Below are 22,315 nucleotides of genomic sequence, written 5' to 3' on the forward strand. Positions count from 1 at the left end.
CTATCAACAACGATTGTCAATTACCAATCGCTCCCCCCTCGAGCAAGTGACGGAAAGGCTCCGTATTTGACCCTCAGCGTCACTTGCTCGGGGAGAGGGACCGCGGCGTCAGCCCTTGAGGGCGCCTTCGCCGAGCTTGGAACGGATCTCCTTCTCGAAGGCGGCGACGCTCTCCCCTGCGTGCTGCTCGCGCAGGCTCTCGAGCTTGGGGTAGCCGGCGTCGCGCTCGGCATCCCACTCGTCGGCGAAGTCCCCCGACGCGATGTACTCGAGCATCTCGCGCATCTTCGGGGCGACGTCGAACTCCGAGAACGCCTCGCGCCGGGTCAGCTGGCCGTACTGGCTCGTGGGTGAGTGGAAGCGGAACTGCCCCGTGTACCCGATCTCTCGCACGAGTCGCATCGTGCGCTCGCTCTCCCCCGACAACGTCATCTCGGTGATGACGGCCTCGAGCGGGATTCCCATCTCGACGAGGCACTTCACGTACGCACCGCTCACGTGCGTCATGACCGCGGAGCGCACCTGCTCTTCGGCGAGGTCGAGGAGCGCCTCCTGGTGGGGCGTGAGCTCGATCGCGCCCTGGCGGAGCCCGCCGATCGCCTTGGCGACGGCGAGCGTGCGTTCGCGCGCCCGACCAGTCACGTCGGTCTGCACGCCGACTGCGGTGATGAACCCGATGCCTTCCTCGTAGCAGAGGCGCACCTCGGGTCCGAGCATGCGTGGGGCGACCATGCCCACGTCGCCGTCAGGAGCGAAGCGGTCGAAGGCGAGGCAATAGCCGCTCGCGAGAATCGTGAGGCCATCGGCCTTGCGCTTGATGGGCAGCGACGGGATCACGTCGTCAGGCACGAGCACGCACACGACATCGACGTCGCTCGCCTCCTCGAGATCGAGGGGCGTGAACCCGTCCGTCTCGGCCTTGGTGCGCGTCTCATCGGCGCGCACGCACACCCGCACGTCGAAGCCCGAGTCGCGCCAGTTCAGCGCCCACGAGCGCCCCTGGTTGCCGTAGCCAACCACCGCCACGGTCGCGCCCTCGAGCGCCTTCAGGTCAGCGTCCTCGTCATGGAAGATCGTCGTCATGGCACCGTAACCTACGCGATCCATGGGGCTGCTCGTCGGGGACGTCATCCGTCACGCCGCGAGCGTCACGCCTCACCAGCTCGCCGCCACCATGGGCGACGAGGAGCTGCGCTTCGCCGAGCTCGAATCCGCAGCGAACCAAGTGGCCCGAACCCTCGCCGCGGCAGGCGTGGGCCGAGGCGATCGGGTCGCGTGGTGGGGTGAGACCTCACTCGAAGCGATGCCGATCTTCGCCGCCTGCGCCAAGCTCGGAGCGGCGTTCATGCCGGTCAACGCCAGGTTGGGTGCCGACGAAGCGTCCGAGGTGATCGGCTACGCCCGACCACGGCTGACGATCGTCGACGAAGACCACGCCGCCACCAAACCCGCATTCGAGTACGTCGAACAGGCGGCGATGTTCCACGACGCTTCGGGTCGCGAGCGGACCGATGTGGTCGATGCCGCCCTGGACGAACGCGACACGCATGTCATCTTCTTCACGAGCGGGAGCACGGGTCGATCCAAGGGAGTCGTGCTGTCAAACCGAGTCAGCTTCTTGCGGAGCTTTCCGCATCTGCTCACCGACCACGACGGTGGCACCGTCTGCATGTTCCCACTGTTTCACATGTCGGGCTGGTCGATGACGCTCAACGCGTGGCAGATGCGCTGCCCGGTGCACATGGTGCCAACACCCGACGCGCATTCGTTGCTCGCTACTGCCGAGCGGCGTGGCGCAAGCCGTCTCTATTGCATCCCTGCGGTATGGACTCGCGTGCTCGACCACGATCGCACGGGCTACGACCTCTCGACGGTGCGCGAGGCCGACACGGGAACTTCCGCGACGCCACCGGAACTCCTCGCTGCGATCAAGGAAGCGTTCCCGGGCACGGTGACGCGCGTGTACTACGGGTCGACGGAAGCCGGGCCCGCCGCATTGCTCGGCGACGCCGACCTCGCGCGTAAGGCGGGCTCGGTCGGGTTGCCACCGCCGACGGTCTCGATCCGGCTCACGCCCGAGGGAGAGGTGTGCGTGTACAGCGAGCTGCTCATGGACGAGTACTTCGAGCAGCCAGATGCGACCGCCGAAGCCCTGCGGCCACTCGATCCGGGCGGGCCGTTCTGGTACCACACCGGTGACCTCGGAGCGCTCGATGACGAGGGCTACCTGTCGATCGTCGGGCGCGCACGCGACCTGCTCCGCACGGGAGGTGAGACAGTCGCGCCCGGCGAGGTCGAGACCGTTCTCGCCGACCATCCCGCGGTCGCCGAGGTGGCCGTCATCGGGATCCCCGACTCGGACTGGGGTGAGGTCGTGTGCGCGGTAATCGTCGCACGCGTCGGACACGAATCCAGCGTTGACGTCGACGCGCTGCGCGCACATTGCGAGGGGCGCCTTGCCGGATTCAAGCATCCACGGCGGGTCGAGCTGGTGAACGAGCTCCCGCGGACAGCGGCGACCGGACAGATCCAGCGCACGCTTCTCGTGGAGCGGATTACCGCGACCGGCTGATCGATCCGGCCACCTCGACCCCCCGTTTCCCTGACGGTTGCGTCAGGGTGAGGGGTGTTAGAAGATGCCGCAGCACGCCACGACCTAGGGGGGATCAAGGGATGGTTGGACGTCGGATCACCACCGCGCTCGTCACACTCGCACTCGGCTTGGGCGGCACCATCGCCACAACCGCAGTAGCGGGTGCCGGCGAGAAGAAGCCTGACTTCTCCAAGCTCAAGGAGATCAAGGAGCCCGCGAACTGCGACAAGCCCGACCCGGGCATCACCGACGACACCATCAAGGTCGGCGTGATCACGATCTTGAGTGGCCCCCAGGGCGTCAGCTTCGCGCCGAGCACCGAGAACGGCATCCGGGCCCGGATCGACGCGGCGAACGCGAGCGGCGAGCTCGGCGACCGTCAGATCGAGCTCGTGGTGAAGGACGACCAGGCGAACCAGGCCAACAACCTCACGGCCGCGCAGCAGCTGGTCGAAGAAGAAGAGGTCTTCGGCATCATCGAGGTGTCCAACGTCGCCGACGGCAGCGGCGAGTACCTCAACGAGGAGAAGATCCCCGTTGGTGGGTGGCACCTCGGCCAGAAGGAGTGGGGCATCTACCCCAACATGTTCTCGTGGCGGAACTCGCAGCCGCCCGAGCCGACCGAGACGTTCAGCAGTCGCAACGCCGACGTGATGAAGGCACTCGGCGCCAAGAAGATCGCCCTGGTCGGAGCCAACATCGCGTCCAGCGCGGTCTTCATGGACCAGGCCGGCGTCGCGGTTGAGAACACCAAGGGCCTCGAGCTCGTCTTCAAGACGACCGACGTGACGCCCGAGCAGCAGGACTTCACCGGTATCGCCGCGCAGATCAAGGAGAGCGGCGCCGACGGCATGTACACCGGCCTCGCCGGCATCCAGGCGAACGGGCTGGTCCAGGCGCTCAACCAAGCAGGCGTCGAGCTCAAGGCGACCGTGTTCCCCGGCGGCTACGACAGCCGCGTCACGGCGCTTCCCGGCTACGAAGGCGCGTACATGGGCACGGAGTTCAAGCCGCTCGAAGTGGGCTCACCGGGGCTCACCGCCTACGAGGACGCGATCGCGGCCTTCGACCCCGAGGCCAACCCGCTCAACTTCTTCCAGATTCAGGGCTACTTCAGTGCGGACGTGTTCGTGCAGGGCCTGATCGCGGCCGGCGTGGGGTGCCCGACGCGCAAGGCCTTCATCAACAACCTGCGCCTGGTCAAGGGCTACGACGGAGGCGGTGCGTTCGTCCCGGTCGACTACGACGAGATCTTCGGTCGCATCTTCTACTGCGTGTACTACGTGCAGCTGGTGGAAGGTGAGTTCGTGCCGCAGTTCGACGGTGAGCCGCTCTGCGCCAAGAAGCTCATCGACCACGGCAAGGTCAGGAAGCTGAAGGCGGCCGAGGTGGCCAAGGGCTAGGTCATCCCGAACTGATCGCTCGTCTGGGCCGGGTCACCTCGTGACCCGGCCCAGCCGGTAGTCCGGAAAGGGCCAATGGGTCCGTTCATCCTCACGGGGCTGGTGCTGGGCAGCATCTACGCGGTCTCGGTGCTCGGCCTCGTGCTCACCTACAACGCGTCACGCGTGTTCAACTTCGCCCACGGCGCGATCGCGTACTTCGCTGCCGTCACGTACTACTGGCTCACCAAGTTCCAAGGTTGGTCTGTGCCGCTCGCGGCGATCACGTGCGTCTTCGTGGTCGGCCCACTGCTCGGGCTCTTCCTCTTCCGCATCGTCTTCCACCGACTCACCGCCGCGCCTCCGGTCGTGCGGTTCGTGTCCACGGTGGGCCTGTGGGTGGCGATCCCCGCGTTCGCCAAGCTGATCTACGGGACCACCGTGGTCGGCGGCGAGGTGCTCGCACCCGGCTTCGGCGGCAGCCCGCCGGGCGAGTTCGACGTCTTCGGACTGACCGTCAACTGGAACCAAGCCAGCGTGATCATCGGCGCGGCGCTCGTCGCCGCGGTGTTCGGGCTCATGATGCGCTTCACGCCCTTCGGACTCGCCACCCGCGCCGCCGTGGACTCGCCACGCGTCGCGGCCCTCTCCGGGATCAACCCCGCAGTGATCAGCGCCATCTCTTGGATGCTCGGCTGCGGCCTCGCCGCGTTCGCGGGGGTGCTCCTCAGCCCAACGGCCGGGCTCGGTGAGGTGCAGTTCACGCTGCTGCTCGTCGTGTCGTTCGCGGCTGTCGTGGTCGGACGATTGCGCAGCCTGCCGCTGGCGTTCGCCGGAGCGCTCGGCATCGGACTCCTGCAAGGGCTGTCCGAGAAGTACATCCCAAAATGGTTCTTGACCGACAGCTCGGCCCTGGGCACCGCGATCAAGACCGGGTTCAAACCCAGCATCCCCTTCATCGTGATGCTCGGCGTGCTCCTCGCGTACCAAGGGTTGCGTCGCGAGCAGTTCGAGGTGGACCTCCGTGCCGGACCCGCGGAAGAGGAGATCGCACCCGTCACCCGCATCACCGGATGGCGCGCCGCGATCGGACCGGCCGCGCTTGCGCTGGCGCTCTTCTCGGTCCCGCTTTGGAACAGCGACTTCTGGGTCGGAACTGTCCTGAGTCAAGCGATGGCGCTCGGTGTCCTGTTCTTGACCTTCACCGTCGTCACCGGTGAGGGCGGCATGCTCTCGCTCACGCAGACAGCACTCGCGGGAGTAGGCGCGTTCACTGCGGCGAAGCTCGCGACCAACGCCGGATGGCCCGTCTGGGCCGCACTCCTGATGGGCGCCATCGTGGCCGTGCCGGTCGGGCTCATCGTGGCGGGCTTGAGCCTGCGACTCGGCGGGCTCTACCTCGCGCTCGCCACGTTGGCCTTCTCGCAGCTCCTCCGCTATCTCGTGTTCGCGCGCTCCGACTTCGACAACTTCAACAGCGGCGTCACGATCGACCGCCCTGCGATGTTCGGTATCGACTTCAACGGCGACGACAACTTCTACTTCCTGCTCGTGATCATCTTCTTGATCGTCGCGCTCGTCGTCGTGAACCTCCGCCGATCGACAACGGGCATGGTGCTGGCCGCCATGCGGTCGAGCGAGGCCGCGGCTGCCACGATCGGCATCAGCGTCGTTCGATCCAAGCTCATCGTGTTCGGGCTCAGCGCGTTCATCGCCGGTCTCGGTGGAGGCCTCTACGCCGTCAGCTTCGGCAGGGCGACCGTCCCGTCGTTCGACGTGCTCATCGGGATCGTCTGGCTCGCGATCGTCGTGACCTGGGGAATCCGCTCGGTCGTCGGCGCGTTGATGTCCGCGGTCCTCTTCGTCGCCCTCCAGGCACCCACCAACAAGCTGAGCCTGATCTTCGTGGTGATCGTGGTCTTCATCGTGATGGGCATGACCGCGCGACTCTTCGGGTCGGGTGCGATGCGCACCTCCAAGGGAATCGGCCTCGCTATCGCGCTCTATGTGGTCGGCACTGCCTTGGTCGTGTTGATCTTGCCGATCAACGTTCGGGAGGAGATCGACCTCGGGACGGCGTGGGACTACATCCCGACGATCTTGTTCGGTCTCGGCGCCGTCTTCCTGGCCAAGCAGCCCCGCGGCGTGCTGTTCGACGTGATGAATCGCATCCGGCTGCGCGACCTCCAACGTGAGGCACGCCGAGCTGAAGCAGAGGCCGCGGAGGTGCCGGCATGAGCGCTCCCCTGCTCGACGCACGCGGCGTCACGGTGCAATTCGGCGGCGTGGTCGCGTTGGATGCCGTCGACTTCGCCGCGAACGAAGGTGCGATCACCGGGCTTGTCGGTCCCAACGGTGCCGGCAAGACCACCTTGTTCGGCATCCTGTCGGGCTTGATCCGCCCGAAAGCAGGCCAGGTCACCCTCGGCAACATCGACATCACCAACATGAGCCCGCAGAAGCGGACTCGTCTCGGGCTGGCTCGGACCTTCCAACGGCTCGAGCTCTTCGGCGAGATGACCGTGCGTGAGCACCTCGTGGTCGCGCACCGCGTGCGCCAGCGGCGCGATCGCACCCTCGTGCGCGACTTGCTGGGGCTCGGCGGCAGGCCCTCGGCGGGGGAAGATGAGGCGGTCGACGCGATCCTCGAGCTCTTGGGTCTCGATGCAGTCGCGGAGCAACCCGTCGTGCTGCTCCCCCTCGGGACGGGCCGGATCGTCGAGATCGCCCGTGCGCTCGCCACAGAGCCGCGCATCGTGCTGCTCGACGAGCCCACGTCTGGTCTGGACGTGCACGAGACTGCGCAGGTTGCGACCGCACTGCGCGGCGCTCGCGACGATCGAGGCGTTGCGTTCGTGGTCGTTGAGCACGATGTGGAGCTCGTGCTCGAGATCTCGGAGGTGATCACCGTGCTCGACTTCGGGAAGGTGATCGCGCAGGGTCCGCCGTCCTACATCCGCGCCAGCACCGAGGTGCAGGCCGCATACCTCGGCACCGCCACCGCGGACGCGGGGCCGTCGTGAACGACACCGCCGCACCGGTGCTGGAGGTCGAGGGCCTCGAAGTGCACTACGGCGAGGCGCGCGCGGTCTTCGGTGTGGACCTGAAAATCGCGTCCGGAGAGGTCCTCGCGGTGCTCGGCCCCAACGGTGCCGGCAAGTCGTCCCTCGCGGCCGCGATCACCGGTCGTGTGTCACCTGCGGCCGGCACCGTACGCATCGCTGGTCAGGACGTCACCAAGAGCTCGGCGGCGGACATCAGTCGACTCGGGGTTGCATACGTGCCCGAAGAGCGCGCGATCTTCCCGCACCTCTCGGTGGCGGACAACCTGCGCGTACTGTTGCGCTATGCCGTCCCGCGCGACGACCGCGCCGCGGCCGTGGAGCGCGCCCTCGAGCTGTTCCCCGTCCTCGGCGAGCGTCGCCGCCAACAGGCGGGCACGCTCTCAGGCGGCGAGCAGCAGATGCTCAGCCTCGCCCGGATGCTTGCCGCGCCGCCGAAACTGCTGATCGCCGACGAGATGTCGCTCGGACTCGCGCCGCGCCTCGTGGATCTCGTGTTCGACTCCCTCCGGCGCGCCCGCGAGGAAGGCGTGACGATCCTCCTCATCGAGCAGTACGTCGAACGCGCGCTCGGAATCGCGAACGATGCCGTCATCCTCCGCCGTGGACGCATCGGCTGGAGTGGTCCCGCGAGCGAGGCGCACGCTGAGCTCGTCGCGGGCTATCTCGGCTCGGAGAGCTGACCGGCCGCGAACTTGCGCGACGCGCGCGCCAGACTGCCTGCATGCGATACGTGATGGTCGACATCGAGGCCGACGGGCCGGTTCCCGGCGACTACTCGATGATCTCCGTGGGCGCCGTGCTCGTCGACAAGGCACTCGAGACCACGTTCTACCGCCGCATACGACCGATCTCCAACCAGTGGATGCCCGACGCGCTCGCGATCTCCGGCTTCAGCCGTGAGCAGACCCTTGCCTTCGATGACCCCGCGGAGGTCATGCCCGCGTTCCGAGAGTGGCTGAACGGCATTGAGCGCGGCGACTGTTGGTTCATCGCCGACAACGCGGGCTTCGACTGGGGCTTCGTCAACTGGTACTTCCATCGGTTCTGCGGCACCAACCCGTTCGGACACAACAGCGACGACCTCGGGAGTCTCTACAAGGGCATCGTGGGTGACACTACGAAGGACTTCGAGCACCTGCGCGTGACCCGGCACACGCACAACGCGTTGGAAGATGCGATCGGCAATGCCGAAGCACTGCTCCGCATGCGCTCGGAGCTCGGCCTCCAGATCGACCTCTAGATCTGTCTCAGGGGTTGCGGAGGCGGTCGCGGAGCACGAACTTCTGCACCTTGCCCGACGGAGTGCGTGGGAACTCCTCGATCGGGTGCACTTCCTCCGGCCACTTCTGCTTGGCGAGTCCGGACGCGCCGAGGTGCTCGCGCATCGCCTCGAGTGACGGCACCGCGCCGGCTCCCGGCTGCATCCGCACGAACGCGGCACCGTGCTCTCCGAACTTCGGATCCGGTGCCGCCACGACCGCGACCTCGGCCACGCCGGGCATGCGCACGATCTGGTCCTCGACCTCGAGCGCGCTGACGTTCTCGCCGCCGCGGATGATGATGTCCTTCTTGCGGTCGACGATGGTGAGGTAGCCATCCTCGTCGAGGACGCCCACGTCACCCGTCGCGAACCAGCCGTCGTCGTCGAGCGACGCCTTGGTGAGTACCGGATCCGTGTAACCGACGAAGCAGTCGGGACCCTTGCTCCAGATCTCACCGGGTTCCCCGAGCGCAACCGGCTTGCCCTCGTCGTCCCGAAGCTCGATCTCCACCCCAGGCAGCGGATGCCCGTCGGTGCTGAGCCGCTTGTCGCGCGGCTCGTCGTGTGTGGCCCCGGTGATGGACGGATGCTCGGTGGATCCGAAGCTGCGGACGACGGACATGCCGAGTCGCTCAGCCCGCTCGCCGACCGCCGAGGGAACCGGGGATCCCCCGAGGCCGATGCGCCGCATCTTCGCCGCGTGCTCGGGCGTGAAGTCGGGGTGATCGAGGAGGCTCGTGAGGAAGTAGGTCGCACCCGACCCGCTCGAGAGGTCGTCCTCGAGCATCGCCGCCAGCACCGTCTTCGGATCCCACACGTCGATGAGATAGATCGGCTCGCGGCGATACACGGGGATGAGGAGTGCGGCGAGCATCCCGATCGCGTGCCCAACCGGTGCGCCCACGAGCATCGCCCGTTCCGAGGCGGTCGCGGCCATCTCGGCGAGCTGCTTGACCTCGGAGCCGATGGTGCGGTGTGAGTGCACGACACCCTTCGGATCCGATGTCGTGCCCGAGGTGTACGCGATGAGCGCTGGCCAAGATGGATCGACGTCGGCTGGGACGTCGATGGGATCGTGTGCGGACAACTCGTCGAACGAGCGCGCGCCGGGGGGCACGGAGTCACCCACGACGTAGGTCTGCTCGAGCGCCGGCAGCTCGGGCAGCGTCTCGAGGTTGGCGAGGTAGTCGAGGTGCCCGAAGCGGTCGGCGGTGATGAACCAGCGTGCGCCCGACTGCCGGAGGATGAACCCGACTTCCTTCGGTCCGTAGAAGTGCACGATCGGTACCACGACGGCTCCGAGGAACGCGGTGGCCCAGAAGGTGGCCGCGGCCTCGAGCCAGTTCGGCAGCTGGAACGCCACCGGGTCGCCGGGACGTACGCCGGCGGCGCGCAGGCCTCCGGCGACGCGCCGGGCGAGGTCCGCCGCGTCGGCGTACGTGCCGCGCCAGGGCCGGACATCGGAGCGGAACGAGACGACGTTGTTCGGCGCCTCGGGGAAGCCGGCCGCCAGGATTGATCCGAGCGTCTCGTCGGTCCATGACCCGTCGGCGAGGTAGCGCTTCGCCCGCTCGCCGTCGTCAGGGCGCAGCTCGAGGTCGAGGAGACTCACAGGCCCGAACCTACAAGGGGCGACGGTAGTTGCGTCAGGGTCCAGGCGGGAATAGCGTTCCTGCAGTGCAGAATATCATTCCCGTCGGTAGGGCGCTGGCCGAGCCGGTGGAGCAGACCGTCGCCGCACGCACGCTGCAGGAGCGGTCCGACACCTACACCGAAGAGGTCCGGCGCCTGCTCGATGCCACGTATGCCGTCATGCGTCGGACCGGCAGCGTCGACCCGCGGGTGAGCGACATCGTCGCGGAGGCAGGCCTGTCGAACCAGGCGTTCTATCGCCACTTCCGCGGCAAAGACGAGCTCCTGCTCGCGGTGCTCGACGACGGGCAGCGCCGGCTCGTGTCCTACCTCGAGGCCCGCCTTGGTCGCGTCGATCCAGGCGCGCCGCGCGTGCGCGCGTGGATCGAAGGTGTGCTGGAGCAGGCACGCAACCGGGACGCGGCAGCGAACACCCGACCGTTCATGGTGAACAGCGCGCGTCTCGCGGATCAGTTTCCGGATGACACCTCCCGTTCGCGCGAACAGATGATGGCGCCGCTGCGTGCCGCGATTGCCGACGCCGGCGGAGATCCGGTGCGCGATGCCGACGCGATCTACCACCTCGCCATGGGACAAGCCGGTGACGCCATCGCCCGCGGGCAGCTCCCGACGAAGGCCGTGGTCGGCCATCTCGTGCAGTTCGCACTGCGAGGCATCGGAGGGACTCGATGAGCGAGCGCGAGCTGATGGTGACGGGGATGGGCGGGCAAGGGGTGCAGCTGGCCGCGCAGGTCATCGCGCAAGGCGCGACGATCGAAGGTCGCAACGTGCAGCTGTTCGGCGTGTACGGCGGCATGATGCGCGGCGGCAACACCGACGCCAGCGTCGTCGTCGGCGATGGCCCGATTCAGGCACCTCCCGTGCTCTCGCACACGTGGTCGGCGATTGGCATGCACGACAAGTTCTGGGCCCAGATCGGCCCGAAGGTGCGCGACGGCGGGTTGGTGCTCGTGAACGATGCAACCTTCGCGACCGAGCTCGACGAGGCACGCTTGCAGGTGTTGCGCGTTCCTGCCACCGACATCGCTACGACGCTCGGAAGCGAGCTCGGCGGCTCTCTGGTGATGGTCGGCGCGTACCTGGCCACCACCGGGCTCGTTGGGCTCGACGCGGCGATCGAGGGCATGCGCGAATCGATCCCGTCGTACCGAACACAGCACATCGCGGCCAACGAGACCGCGCTGCGCGCGGGATACGACGCGGTCGACCACGGCATGGTGCCGGCATGGTCCAACGAGGGGGTTCCGGCTTGAGCACCACAACGATCAAGAGCCGCGGCACGATCACGATCGACACCGAGACGTGCAAGGGCTGCGAGCTGTGCATCACCGCGTGTCCGCCCCGCGTGCTCACGATGACGCCCAGTGCCGTGAACGGTCTCGGATACCACTACCCGCAGTTGCACCCCGGGTGCACCGGCTGCGCCGCCTGCCTGTTCGTGTGCCCCGACTTCTGCTTCGAGGTCTTCCGCTACGACGAGCCCGTCCTCACCGAGGTCGCACAATGAGCGTTTTGGCGTCGAAGAACCCCGATATGCGGGGTCTATCGACGCCAAAACCCGATCTTCTCCCCCGGCGCGGGCTGATGGAGGGGTCGGAGGCGATCGCGTTGGCGTCGATCGCGGCGGGGTGCCGGTTCTTCGCGGGGTACCCGATGACGCCGTTCACGGAGGTGCTCGAGCACTTCGCCAAGTACCTGCCCGACGTGGGCGGTGCGTGCATCAACGCCGAGAGCGAGCTCGAGGCGGTCGGCATGGCGTGGGGGGCACTGTCCACCGGCGCGCGTGCCGCGACGGGCTCCACCGGACAGGGTCTGTCGCTCATGCAGGAGTCATTCTCCGAGATCACGCTCGCGGAGCTCCCGCTCGTGATCTTCAACATGGCGCGCGGTCAGCAGGACTACTTCCAGGCCACGCGGGGTGGCGGCCACGGCGACTACCGACACATCGTCCTCGCGCCGATTGACATCACCGAGGCCGTCGAGCTCACCCAGCTCGCGTTCCATCTCGCGGATACCTGGCGCAACCCGGTGCTCGTCTACGGCGACTACCTCACCGCGCACACACGCGAGTCGGTCACGGTCGAGCCGATCGACTTCGGCCCTCTACCAGAGAAGCAGTGGGCGCTCGACGGCTCACTCACCGGAACGAACCGCTCGCGGCTGGTGTCGCCGCTCGGCTTCGGCAAGCACGGCCGCCTCAGCCCAGGCATCGAGGCGCACCTGCGCACCATCGCCGCCAAGCACCAAGAGATGGAGGCCGCTGAGGTCCGCGTCGAGTCGGCGTTCACCGACGACGCCGAGACCGTGGTGGTCGCGTTCGGCACGCCGGCCAAGTTCGTGCGCTACGTGGTGCAGCAGTTGCGCGCCGACGGCGAACGCGTCGGCTACGTGCGCCCGATCTCGCTGTGGCCATTCCCGTACGCCGCCGTCGCCGACGCAGCCGCGGACGTACGCACGGTGGCGGTGTTCGAGCTGTGCGCCGGGCAGATGATCGACGACGTGCGCCTCGGTGTGCTCGGCGCCGCGCCCGTCGTCGGCATCGGCGGAATCTCCACCGACGGCTCGGGGTTCGGCGTCGGCCCGCTGCTCGATGCGGAGCTCATCCGCGACCGCATCCTCGCGGTACACCGTGGCGGCCCCGACGCGCAGCTCCCTCCCCTACCCGACAACGAGAGGACCCAGGGATGAGGCACAGAGTGCCTGCGGAGCAAGCGAAGCAATGGAGATGAGCACGCCCATCGCCTTGGGACCGGTGCTCGACACGACCGTCGCGCCCACCGCAGCACGCAAGGTCGGCGATCTCAAGCCCGACCTGCTGCTGACGCAGGAGCACAACATGTGCCCCGGCTGTGGCGAGCCGCTCGTGCTGCGGTCGTTCCTCGAGTCACTCGGCGAGCTCGGCGTTGCGCAACAGTCCATCGCCGTCCTCGGCATCGGCTGCTACACGAGCTTCGCGGGCTCGATGGACGTCGACCTCGTGCAAGCGCTACACGGCCGAGCTCCCTCGGTCGCGACCGGTGTGAAGCGGATGCTCCCCGACTCGATCGTTTTCACGCTCCAGGGCGACGGCGACATGGTCAACGAGGGGCTTCAAGAGGTACTGCACACGGCAGCACGCGGCGAGAACGTGACGTGCATCCTCTTGAACAACGGCGTGTTCGGCGAGACGGGCGGTCACATGACCGCCACGACCGTGCTGGGACAACGCACCAAGAACTCGCTCGACGGACGAGACGCCGAGTACCACGGCTACCCGATCCTCATCGGCGACCTCTTGGCTCGGCTCGAGGGCGCGGCATACGTGGCACGCGGGTCGGTGCACAACGCCGGCGCGGTTGCACGCACCAAGAAGATGCTCAAGCGCGCGTTCGAGATCCAGCGCGACGGTGGCGGCTTCACCTTCGTCGAGGTGCTCACGATGTGCCCGACGGGCTGGTTCATCCCGACCGGCGAAGGTCCCGACTACATGCACGAGACGCTGGGCGAGGTGCACGTGATGGGCGAGCTCAAGGTCGACGGCCGCATCAAGACGACCGAGGAGCTCCATGAGGAGAACACCAAGCGCCAGCAAGAGATCGAGGCGCGCCTCGCGGCGGGTTGGGTGGACGAGGGATGATGGCCGCGCGGCGCCCGTAGGGCGCTCGCCAGCGAGTGGAGCCGGCGGCTCGGCCGACCGGCGGAGCAGGAGTCGGCGCTTGACGCCGACGACCAATGGAGGCGAACGGCCGCGGGCCGGGCATCCCGGCCCGCCGAGAGCGAGCGAGACACGGTGAACTTCGAGTATCCGGCGGACGCTGAGGCGTTCCGTGCCGAGCTGCGGGCATGGCTCGACGCCAACTTCACCGACGAGTACCGCTCAATGAAGTCGGTCATCGGGTGCAAACCCGAGGACCCGGATCTCGCCAAGAACCGGGAGTGGAACGGCAAGCTCGCCGATGCGCGCTACACCGCGATCGCCTGGCCCGAGGAGTACGGCGGGCGTGGCGCCGGGATCATGGACCAAGTCGTCTACGCCGAGGAGATGCACCGCGCGGGCGCACCGTCCACGGTGAACCTCATCGGCTTGTCCAACATCGCGCCGGCGATCATGGAGTACGGCACCGACGACCAGCGCTCAACGTTGCTCCCGCGCATGCTGCGCGGTGACGACATCTGGTGCCAGGGGTTCTCCGAACCGGACGCGGGCTCCGACCTCGCCGGCCTGAAGGCGAGTGCGGTGCGAGATGGTGACTCCTTCGTCGTCAACGGCCAGAAGACATGGAACACGCTCGGGCAGATCTCGAATTGGTGCGAGCTCCTCGTGCGCACCGATCCCGATGCCGCGAAGCACAAGGGCATCACGTGCCTGCTGGTGGACATGACGCTTCCCGGCATCGAGGTGCGGCCGCTCACCACGATGACCGGGGATTCCGAGTTCAACGAGATCTTCTTCACCGATGTTCGGGTGCCGGAGACTGCGTTGCTCGGGGCCGAGAACGAAGGGTGGCGCGTGGCGATCACGACGCTGATCCACGAGCGGGGCGGGGTGGCAGCGCTTCATCTGGGTCTGCGGGCGCAGATCCGGTCGTTGCTCGACCTCGCCAAGGCCACGCCGCTGGGTAACGGTCGCGTCGCGGTCGACGACCCGGCACTGCGCCAGCGCCTCGCGCGCGTCTACCTCGAGGGTGAGCTGCTCAAGCTGCTCTCGGAGCGGGCGCTCTCAGGTGCGCTGCACGGGCGCGAGCTCGGGCCCGAGAGCAGCCTGGCCAAGCTCGTGTGGAGCGAGACGGCTCAGCACGTCGGTGAAGTGGCCGGCGCGGTGCTCGGGCCTGATGCGAACTCAGGATCGTGGGGGCGGGACCGGGTCTCGATGCGGTCACACACCATCGCCGGTGGGACCACGCAGGTGAACAAGAACATCATCGCTCAGCGGGTGCTGGGGCTTCCCCGCGCGTGAGCGCGTAGCTGCACACGACGTCGGCACCCAGCAGCAGCACCGCGACCCACCCGAGCTCCGGCGCGCTCGCCGCCTTCGACAGCAACAATGCGGCCGGTGCGCCCGCGACCAGGAGAACACGTCCGCCGCGTACGCGCATCGCCAGCAGCGTGCCCGCACCGACCAGGAGGCCGATCCAGGGACGCGAGACCACGGCTGCGGCGGCACCGGTCAGCACGGCCGCACCAACTGCGGTTCGGGGCGAGAGCGACGAGGCTCCGAATGTGAACGGTGACGTGAGGGTTGCCGTGTCTTCCACACCGAGCGCCGCGCCCGCGCGTCGGCGCGTGCGCCAGAGCAGCACGAGGCAACCGAGGATCGCGATGACGGACACGGCCATCCCGATCCAGACGAGGCGTTGCGGCTTCCAGCGCAGGTGGATGACGAGCGTGCCCGGCTCACTCGGATCGACCGTCCACCCGTTCGCGTACCCGTTCACGAGACGCGGCTTGCCGAGCGAAGTGCCGTCGGCGAGCTCGGCCTCCCAACCGTCGTTGAGGCTCTGTCCGAGCACGAGCCAGAACGGCTTGCCGTCGGTGCGCACGCGCACGTCGACGTTCGTCATCCCCGAGTCGACAACGTGGACTCGCGTGCCTGACGAGGACGGTCGGGCTCCGACGCGAGCCGTCGGATCGGGCGCGGGCCCACCGCCCGGTGACGACGCCAGCAGTAGTCGGTCGATGTCGATCCCGGTGTCGAGCCCTGCCTGCGATCGGATGACGTGGCTGCCGCGATCCAGGTCGAGCGCCGGGCCGCACGGCTCGATCGTGAAGCCCGTGCGCGCGTCGGCTGCGTCCCCCTCGAGCTGGACGGGGACGGCTTCGCCGTCGATCTCGACCAGGTCGGCACGGCACGTGCGGTCGAGATCGCCCGATCCGACCGTTGGCGTCACGCCCGGCAGCAGCACGTTCATCGAGACGGGCGCGGTCACCGTCGACCCTGGGTTGTCGCCGACGTGGGTGACCGGGCGGACGGCCTCGACCACGATCTGAAAGTCCGTTCCGGTGACCGCAGGGAAGCGGACCACGCCTGAATGAGAGGCTCCCTCATCGGGGCTGTCCCCCACCGCTGGAACGTTCAGCGGCGACGACGTCACCCCATCCACGACGAGCTGGAGGCGCGTCGGTACCGAGTGACGGCCGTCGTGCAACACATCGAAACCGAGCTGATCGATCGTGACCGCCTCGGGAACCGCGATCTCCACATACTGACCCTCTTGCTCACCGAGCGCGGCAGTCCAGCGAGTCTCCGGATCGTTGTCGAACGCCAACGACGCCCGCGAGTCCACGTCTCCGTGCAAGTGCCCGGAGGACCTGATCTCGACCCCGGGCGCCGCGGTGCCGAGCAACGCGTCGACGAGGTCATCGCGTGCATCCGGATTCACCCGCGCCGTGCCCGCGATCGAGAACCCCCTTTGCTCCGGAAGCTGGATGCGCCGGACGAGTGTGAGCTCCGCGTCCTCACGACCAGCCCTGGTCGACTCGTAACGCTGGCGCGACAGCACGAACACAACTCGGTGGTCTGTGCTCTCGCGGCCTGCTCGGTCGAGCAGCGTGACCGGTGGGCGGATGATCTCCTCGACGCGCACGTCGCCGAGGTAGATCTCGGCGAACCCGACTGGATCCGCACCCGCGGTCGGCTCGAGGAGCTCGACTTCGAACTTCCGAATGGTGCGCTCCGGGAACGTCACGATCTGCCCGTTCGGCGCGCGCGACGACTCGTCGAGGTTGACGGTCACGGGCGCGCCGCGGTCGAAGTGCAGCCGCACTCGTGTGAGCCACCGACCGTTCGGCAGGTCGAGGGGCTGCACGAGTCGCACCTGATCGGTCCGCACCGGATCGTGCGGTCGAAGCACGATGCTCTGTCCCGCGACGTCCTCGCCACCCGCCGCACGCCACGCGGTACGCGTGTCGCCGTCGAATGCGTGCACGGGCCGATCCTCGGGGAGGTACACGCCGGTGAAGCCGTAGCCGGTGGCGTCCACACGGCCGCCGCGCTGCTCGGCCACGGTTCGCTCGGCGTCGGAGTTCCCGGAGACCGGTTCGAGCCGATAGTCGCTGATGTCGTCTCGCAACGAGGTCTGGCCGGCGCGCTCGGTCATCCCGGTCTCGTCACGCAGCGTGTCCCACCGACGGGCCCGGCGGCGATTCGAGTCGGTCACCACGAGGTCGGCTCCTTGGCGGAGCGCGTCCCGGAGCTCGGCGTCACCGAGCGAAGCCGCGTAGAGCACCAGCTCGTCGCCTTCGAGCAGCCCGGCTGCGGCGGCGTCGACGAGGCCGTCGCCACTGCCGGCCACGATCACGGGGTGCCGCGTCGACGCGGTACCGACGAGTCCGGGCACATCGTCCACCGGAATGAGGGCGACTTCAGGCGGATGGTCGGATCCGGATGAGACCAGCTCGAGCTCGTCGAACATCTCGAGGGAAGGTGACGCACGATTCGGGTCCCCGGGCCCGAATCCCTTCGGCTCCCCCAACCCGGGGGCGAGCGGGTCCGTGAGCAGCGCCCACAACACCCGCGGTCGCGGCGTCTCGAAGCGCTCGTACTCCAGGTCGGAGCGCACCAACAGCGTGCCGGATCGGAAGAAGCGTGCGATGCGCGCCAACGACTGCGGCTCGAACGTGCCCTCCTGCATGCGACGGTCGAGTGCCGCGAGGAGGTCGACCCCGGCCGGCGACCCGTGCGGTGGCAGCTCGCGGGCAACCCAGGCGCGATCGGTCAGCCCCGGCGTGATCGGGTCCACGGTGTCGCCCCAGCGGTACGCAGCGAACAACGACCCCGGTAGCTCGAGTACCCGCGTCCGGGCGTCCGCGCCTCCGAGCGCATCGGTCGCGTCGGCCCAGTAACCGGGGATGTCTTCGGCCCGGTCGAGATGCTCCGAGAGAGATCCGTGTTGCCACACCGGGGCGAAGCCCACGATCACGCACAGCGTCACGACGCCGGCGGCGAGCATCTCGAGTCGGCACCGCGTCGAGAGCGCCGAGATCGCGGCGGCGAGCAGACCGGCGACCCCGAGCACGATGATCGGCACGACCCGAGGGGTGTTGCGCAGCGCAAGGCCGAAGGCCGAGCTCTCGGCCGCATCCTTGAAGAGCGCGCCCACCGGGCTGGGATGGTCGTACGGCCAAGTCCCGACGCCGACGATCACGCCCACGACGACGAGCGCCGCGAAGTACGCGCGATACCGCCATCGCAGGGCCGCCGCGCCGACGAGGGCAAGCCCGGGAATCGCGTACGTGGCAACCGAGAGCCACGGGTCGTCGGCGAAGGCGGCCGACTGGTCGAGCCATCGGCCGAGCCGGTCGCTGCCGGACAGGAACCAGTTGCCGAGCCCGCGGAGCAGGTCGGCAGGGTTCGAAGCGCTCGCGACCATCTCCAGGTTCTCGGTCACGTCGAGGATCGGGATGCCGTATCGAGACTGGGTGACGAGCCCGGTTGCCCACCAGACCGACACCCCCATCGTGAGCACCCCGATGCGCCCGGCCGCGGCCAGTGCCACGCGTGGCGTCGTGCGCGCGTCGAGCACCGCGAAGACAAGCCAGAGAACCGGCGCGATCCCGACCAGCATCAACGACGGCGCGCTCGTGCTCCCCGCCGCGAGCACGACCAACGCGAAAAGCGCGGGGTCGCGCCAACCACCCCGTTTCAACGCGCGGACGGTTAGTCCGACCAGCCATGGAAGCGCAGCCCACGGAAGCAGCAACACCGAGAGCCGCGCCGTGAACGCGAGCTGGTACGGACTGAGCATGTAGACCAGCGCGGCCGCGATCGCGCCGACGCGTCGGGTGCCGAGCATCGTGAGGAGCCAGAGCACACCGAGTCCCGCCGCGAACGAGAGGGTCCCCCACCACAGGCGCTGCGCCACCCAGTCGGGCACGCCGACCTGCTCCATCGCCCAGTAATAAGGACCCATCGGGAATAGGAACCCGACGTTCTGGTGCGGCACCGTGCCCGTGCCGAAGTGCGGGTCCCAGAGGTACGGAGCGCGCGACAGCATCCGCCCGGGTTCGAGATACAGGAAGTGCTTCGTGTCGGCGCTGATCCTGCCGGGAGACGACAGCAGGAACGGCACGTACGCGAGCAGCCCGAGACCGAGGATCTCGAGTCGACGGCCGCGCGCGCGTACCCCAGTCGTGCCGTTCATCCGGCCCACGCTAGGCCGACCCACCCCCTTGGGTGCGTCCCTCACCCGGCTATTCCGTGGTCAGGGACGCACGTCGGAAGCAGAACGACGTCACCGTCCCAGCACGCGCTTGTTCCGCGGTGAGCATGGCCGACGATGCGCGGACCAAGAGCGACGCTTCGAAGAATCGGGAGCTGGCTGCAACAGCTACCCGCCAGCATGGCGTCTTCACCCGTAGGCAAGCGCGATGAGCGGATACTCAGAGACCGCGGTTGACCACCGAGTCAGACGCGGTCATTGGGTCGCAGTCGACCATGGGGTCTACCGATTGGCCGCGACACCGCAGACCTGGCACCAACGTCTGCTCGCAGCGTGTCTCGCTGGCCCGGCAGTCGCATCGCATCGATCGAGCGCAGCGCTCTGGCGGCTGCCAGGTTTCGCCTTGGCTCGTGTGGAGGTCACCGCGGTACGTCATCGACGGCGGAAGGCCCACGACGTCATCGGGCACGAATCGAGGCGCCTCGACGCCCGCGACGTGACCGAGATCGAGCGTGTGCCAGTCACGGCGGTGACGCGCACCTTGCTGGATCTCGGCGCGGTCGTAGACGTTCCGACATTGCTCGTGTGCTTCGACGACGGAGTCCGGCGATCCCTAACGTCGTGGCTACGGCTCAGTTCGAACTCGAAGCGTTTGGCTATCGAGATCGACGGAGCCCGCAATCACGCCGGCACCGCCGATTGGCAGGCCGACCTCGCGCGCCAGAACCGCCGCGTCGCGTTGGGTTGGCGCATTCTCCGGTTCACTGCCTACGACCTGCAGCGCCGGCCCCAGGAGGTGGCGGATGAGATCCGAAAGGCCTTGACGAATGGACGTCAGAGATTCGCGTTCCGGGTGAGATCTGCGGTCTTGTTCAGCATGTCGACGACGATCGGGGCGAACGCCTCGATCTTCGGGTTGTCGAGCTTGCCCGTCTTGAATCGTGAGTACTGGCCCTCGAGCACGATCGCAAGCTTGAAGCCGGCCAGGATCTCGTAGTAGTCGATCTCGTCGGTCGGGCGGCCGCTCACCTCGGTGTAGTGCGCGAGCAGCTCCGTACGCTTGGGCATGCCCTCCATCGGGACGTAGCCCGCGTTCGAGAAGTCCTGGTCGTCGCGCGGCCACCCCTGGATCACCCAGCCGAGGTCGATGAGCGGGTCGCCGATGGTGGTCATCTCCCAGTCGACCATCGCCGCGAGCTGGGCCGGCGCACCATGGTTGAACATCACGTTCGCGAACTGGTAGTCGCCGTGGATGATGCCGGGCTTGTACACCTTCGGCTTGTGGTCGCGCAGCCATTGCGCGACCATGTCGACGCCCTCGAGATCGCGAGTCTTCATCTTCTCGTAGTGCGCAGCCCAGCGATCAGCCTGGCGCTCGAGGAACCCGTCGGGCTTTCCGAAGCCCTCGAGCCCGCGCGCCTTCCAGTCGACACGCGACAGCCGGGCGATCCCATCGACCAGCTGGATGCCGAGCTGCTTGCGCTCGGCATCGTTCGACTTGAACGGCTCGGGCCATGAGTCGCCCATGCTCATGGGCGACCAGCCGTCGATCATGCCCATCAGGTAGAAGCAGCCGCCGATCACGCTCTCGTCATCGCACGCCGCGAGCGCCTCGGGGTGCGGCACGTCGGTCCCGTTCAGGGCTTCGAGTACCCGGTACTCACGCAGCATCGTCTCGTTGCGACCTTCGGGCACGACCCGCGGCGGTCGGCGCAGCGCGCACGCGTGCTCACCGCGCCGGATCTCGAAGATCTCGTTGGACGACCCGCCGCTCAGGTACTTCGTCTCCACGGGCTCCCCCTTGCCGGGCAGTCCGCGCTCGTCCATCCATCGACCGAGCGCATCGCGATCGATGAGCCCCTCCGTGCGGACGTCGTCGTCCACGCCCTCCCAAGGCTTCTCGTTCGTTCCCGCGGTCTCGGTCAATGCTGTGCCACCTCGTGCTCGAGTAAATCGGCGAACTTCTTGCGGGCGGCCTCGATGCGCGGCGGGAGGTGCGTGCTGGGGAACAACCCTTCGGAAGGCTTGTAGCCCTTGAGCACCTGCCGCGCCACCGTGACCTTGTGCACCTCGGTCGGACCGTCGGCGATACCCATGACCGGCATCATCGCCCACATGCCCATGAGCGGCATCTCGTTCGATGTCCCGAGCGAGCCGTGGATGTGCAGCGACCGGTACACGATGTCGTGGAGCACTTGCGGCGTCAACACCTTGACCATCGCGATCTCCATGCGACCGGTCTTGCTCCCTACCTGGTCGAGTGTCCACGCCGCGTGCATGACCATGAGGCGGAACTGCTGGAGCTGGATGTAGGAGTCGGCGATCTTCTCCTGCACCATCTGCTTCTTGGCGAGCACCTCACCTTGCGTGACTCGCGAAAGGGCCCGCTCGCACATCATGTCGAGGGCTCGCTGGCACATGCCGACGGTGCGCATCGCGTGGTGGATGCGGCCGCCACCGAGGCGGGTCTGCGCGATCGCGAACGCCTGCCCCTCTCCTCCGAGCAGGTTGTCCGCGGGCACGCGCACCTGGTTGTAGCGAACGTACGCGTGTGAGCCTTCGCCCGCCTTCTCGCTACCGATCCCGACGTTGCGGATGATCTCGATGCCCGGCGTGTCGGTCGGCACGAGCAGCATCGACGTGCCCTGGTACACCGGCACGTCGGGGTCGCTCACCGCCATGACGATCGCGAAGCTCGCGTAGCGGAAGTTCGACGAGAACCACTTCTCGCCGTCGATCACGTACTCGTCGCCGTCGCGGGTGACCCGACATTTGAACTCCTGCGGGTCAGAGCCGGCCTGTGGCTCGGTCATCGAGTAGCACGACACGATCTTGCCGTCGAGCAACGGCTGGAGGTACTTGGCCTTCTGCTCGTCGGTGCCGTAGTGAGCGAGGATCTCAGCGTTGCCGCTGTCGGGCGCTTGGCAACCGAACACCATCGGGGCGAAGCTCGAGCGACCGAGGATCTCGTTCATGAGCGCGAGCTTGAGCTGGCCATAGCCGAGGCCACCGAGGTCGGGACCGAGGTGGCAGGCCCAGAGGCCCTGCTGCTTCACCTGCTCCTGGAGCGGTGGGATCACCGTGCGGTGGATCTCGTGTGTTCGGTCATAGACGAGGTGAGAGCTGAACGCGAGGTCGAGTGGTTCGACCTCCTTCGTCACGAACTCGTCGATCCAGTCGAGCTTTTCTTGGAACTCAGGGTCGGTCGTGAAATCCCACGCCAT

17 protein-coding genes are annotated in these 22,315 nt (G+C 67.6%); 12 read left to right on the forward strand and 5 right to left on the reverse strand.

Features of this window, described 5'->3' with window-relative positions; translation table 11 throughout:
• Positions 1–108 precede the first annotated feature (108 nt).
• Complete coding sequence (locus WEE69_04185; GenBank protein MEX1144488.1) at positions 109–1,083, reverse strand: NAD(P)-binding domain-containing protein; 975 nt, start codon at positions 1,081–1,083, stop codon at positions 109–111.
• Positions 1,084–1,105: 22 nt separating this feature from the next.
• Between WEE69_04185 and WEE69_04190 the strand changes: the two genes are divergently transcribed.
• The 6 genes from WEE69_04190 (at position 1,106) to WEE69_04215 (ending at position 8,280) form a co-directional block, all read left to right on the forward strand.
• The gene (locus WEE69_04190; protein MEX1144489.1) at positions 1,106–2,572 is read left to right on the forward strand and encodes an AMP-binding protein; all 1,467 of its coding nucleotides are present in this window, start codon (positions 1,106–1,108) and stop codon (positions 2,570–2,572) included.
• A 101-nt stretch (positions 2,573–2,673) separates the two neighbouring features.
• Positions 2,674–3,996, forward strand: a complete 1,323-nt coding sequence (locus WEE69_04195) for an ABC transporter substrate-binding protein (protein ID MEX1144490.1) — start codon at positions 2,674–2,676, stop codon at positions 3,994–3,996.
• Positions 3,997–4,071: 75 nt separating this feature from the next.
• Positions 4,072–6,213: an ABC transporter permease gene (locus tag WEE69_04200; GenBank protein ID MEX1144491.1), complete on the forward strand. Its 2,142-nt coding sequence runs from the start codon at positions 4,072–4,074 to the stop codon at positions 6,211–6,213.
• A complete protein-coding gene (locus WEE69_04205) occupies positions 6,210–6,998 on the forward strand; it encodes an ABC transporter ATP-binding protein (GenBank protein MEX1144492.1) in 789 nt (262 codons plus the stop codon). Before WEE69_04200 ends, WEE69_04205 begins: the two co-directional genes overlap by 4 nt.
• Positions 6,995–7,720, forward strand: coding sequence for an ABC transporter ATP-binding protein (locus tag WEE69_04210; protein MEX1144493.1), 726 nt, complete (start codon positions 6,995–6,997; stop codon positions 7,718–7,720). Before WEE69_04205 ends, WEE69_04210 begins: the two co-directional genes overlap by 4 nt.
• A gap of 41 nt (positions 7,721–7,761) precedes the next feature.
• The gene (locus WEE69_04215; protein ID MEX1144494.1) at positions 7,762–8,280 is read left to right on the forward strand and encodes an exonuclease domain-containing protein; all 519 of its coding nucleotides are present in this window, start codon (positions 7,762–7,764) and stop codon (positions 8,278–8,280) included.
• Between the two features lie 7 nt (positions 8,281–8,287).
• On the opposite strand, the gene WEE69_04220 is transcribed toward WEE69_04215, so the two are convergent.
• Positions 8,288–9,913: an AMP-binding protein gene (locus WEE69_04220; protein MEX1144495.1), complete on the reverse strand. Its 1,626-nt coding sequence runs from the start codon at positions 9,911–9,913 to the stop codon at positions 8,288–8,290.
• A 65-nt stretch (positions 9,914–9,978) separates the two neighbouring features.
• Between WEE69_04220 and WEE69_04225 the strand changes: the two genes are divergently transcribed.
• The 6 genes from WEE69_04225 to WEE69_04250 all read left to right on the forward strand — a co-directional run bounded on the left by WEE69_04225 (position 9,979) and on the right by WEE69_04250 (position 14,890).
• Positions 9,979–10,626: a TetR/AcrR family transcriptional regulator gene (locus WEE69_04225; protein ID MEX1144496.1), complete on the forward strand. Its 648-nt coding sequence runs from the start codon at positions 9,979–9,981 to the stop codon at positions 10,624–10,626.
• Positions 10,623–11,207: a 2-oxoacid:acceptor oxidoreductase family protein gene (locus WEE69_04230; GenBank protein ID MEX1144497.1), complete on the forward strand. Its 585-nt coding sequence runs from the start codon at positions 10,623–10,625 to the stop codon at positions 11,205–11,207. Before WEE69_04225 ends, WEE69_04230 begins: the two co-directional genes overlap by 4 nt.
• Positions 11,204–11,461: a 4Fe-4S binding protein gene (locus WEE69_04235; protein MEX1144498.1), complete on the forward strand. Its 258-nt coding sequence runs from the start codon at positions 11,204–11,206 to the stop codon at positions 11,459–11,461. Before WEE69_04230 ends, WEE69_04235 begins: the two co-directional genes overlap by 4 nt.
• Positions 11,462–11,538: 77 nt before the next feature.
• Positions 11,539–12,642: a hypothetical protein gene (locus WEE69_04240; protein MEX1144499.1), complete on the forward strand. Its 1,104-nt coding sequence runs from the start codon at positions 11,539–11,541 to the stop codon at positions 12,640–12,642.
• Positions 12,643–12,679: 37 nt separating this feature from the next.
• A complete protein-coding gene (locus WEE69_04245) occupies positions 12,680–13,570 on the forward strand; it encodes a thiamine pyrophosphate-dependent enzyme (GenBank protein ID MEX1144500.1) in 891 nt (296 codons plus the stop codon).
• A gap of 153 nt (positions 13,571–13,723) precedes the next feature.
• A complete protein-coding gene (locus WEE69_04250) occupies positions 13,724–14,890 on the forward strand; it encodes an acyl-CoA dehydrogenase family protein (GenBank protein MEX1144501.1) in 1,167 nt (388 codons plus the stop codon).
• Here WEE69_04250 and WEE69_04255 read toward each other — a convergent pair.
• The 3 genes from WEE69_04255 to WEE69_04265 form a co-directional block, all read right to left on the reverse strand.
• A complete protein-coding gene (locus WEE69_04255; GenBank protein ID MEX1144502.1) occupies positions 14,853–19,073 on the reverse strand; it encodes an alpha-(1->3)-arabinofuranosyltransferase family protein in 4,221 nt (1,406 codons plus the stop codon). The genes WEE69_04250 and WEE69_04255 overlap by 38 nt on opposite strands.
• Before the next feature lie 852 nt (positions 19,074–19,925).
• On the reverse strand, positions 19,926–21,017 hold the full coding sequence (locus WEE69_04260; protein MEX1144503.1) for a phosphotransferase family protein: 1,092 nt from the start codon (positions 21,015–21,017) through the stop codon (positions 19,926–19,928).
• On the reverse strand, positions 21,014–22,315 hold the full coding sequence (locus WEE69_04265; GenBank protein ID MEX1144504.1) for an acyl-CoA dehydrogenase family protein: 1,302 nt from the start codon (positions 22,313–22,315) through the stop codon (positions 21,014–21,016). The genes WEE69_04260 and WEE69_04265 overlap by 4 nt, the downstream gene beginning before the upstream one ends.

The sequence above is a fragment of the Acidimicrobiia bacterium genome, from assembly GCA_040881685.1.
GTDB lineage: Bacteria > Actinomycetota > Acidimicrobiia > IMCC26256 > PALSA-555 > SHVJ01.

Coding starts and splice junctions, on each gene's coding strand:
- WEE69_04200 (MEX1144491.1), top strand. CDS start 4,072: ATGGGTCCGTTCATCCTCACGGGGCTGGTGCTGGGCAGCATCTACGCG.
- WEE69_04205 (MEX1144492.1), top strand. CDS start 6,210: ATGAGCGCTCCCCTGCTCGACGCACGCGGCGTCACGGTGCAATTCGGC.
- WEE69_04230 (MEX1144497.1), top strand. CDS start 10,623: ATGAGCGAGCGCGAGCTGATGGTGACGGGGATGGGCGGGCAAGGGGTG.
- WEE69_04185 (MEX1144488.1), bottom strand. CDS start 1,083: ATGACGACGATCTTCCATGACGAGGACGCTGACCTGAAGGCGCTCGAG.
- WEE69_04255 (MEX1144502.1), bottom strand. CDS start 19,073: ATGAACGGCACGACTGGGGTACGCGCGCGCGGCCGTCGACTCGAGATC.
- WEE69_04215 (MEX1144494.1), top strand. CDS start 7,762: ATGCGATACGTGATGGTCGACATCGAGGCCGACGGGCCGGTTCCCGGC.
- WEE69_04195 (MEX1144490.1), top strand. CDS start 2,674: ATGGTTGGACGTCGGATCACCACCGCGCTCGTCACACTCGCACTCGGC.
- WEE69_04265 (MEX1144504.1), bottom strand. CDS start 22,315: ATGGCGTGGGATTTCACGACCGACCCTGAGTTCCAAGAAAAGCTCGAC.
- WEE69_04240 (MEX1144499.1), top strand. CDS start 11,539: ATGGAGGGGTCGGAGGCGATCGCGTTGGCGTCGATCGCGGCGGGGTGC.
- WEE69_04245 (MEX1144500.1), top strand. CDS start 12,680: ATGAGCACGCCCATCGCCTTGGGACCGGTGCTCGACACGACCGTCGCG.
- WEE69_04190 (MEX1144489.1), top strand. CDS start 1,106: ATGGGGCTGCTCGTCGGGGACGTCATCCGTCACGCCGCGAGCGTCACG.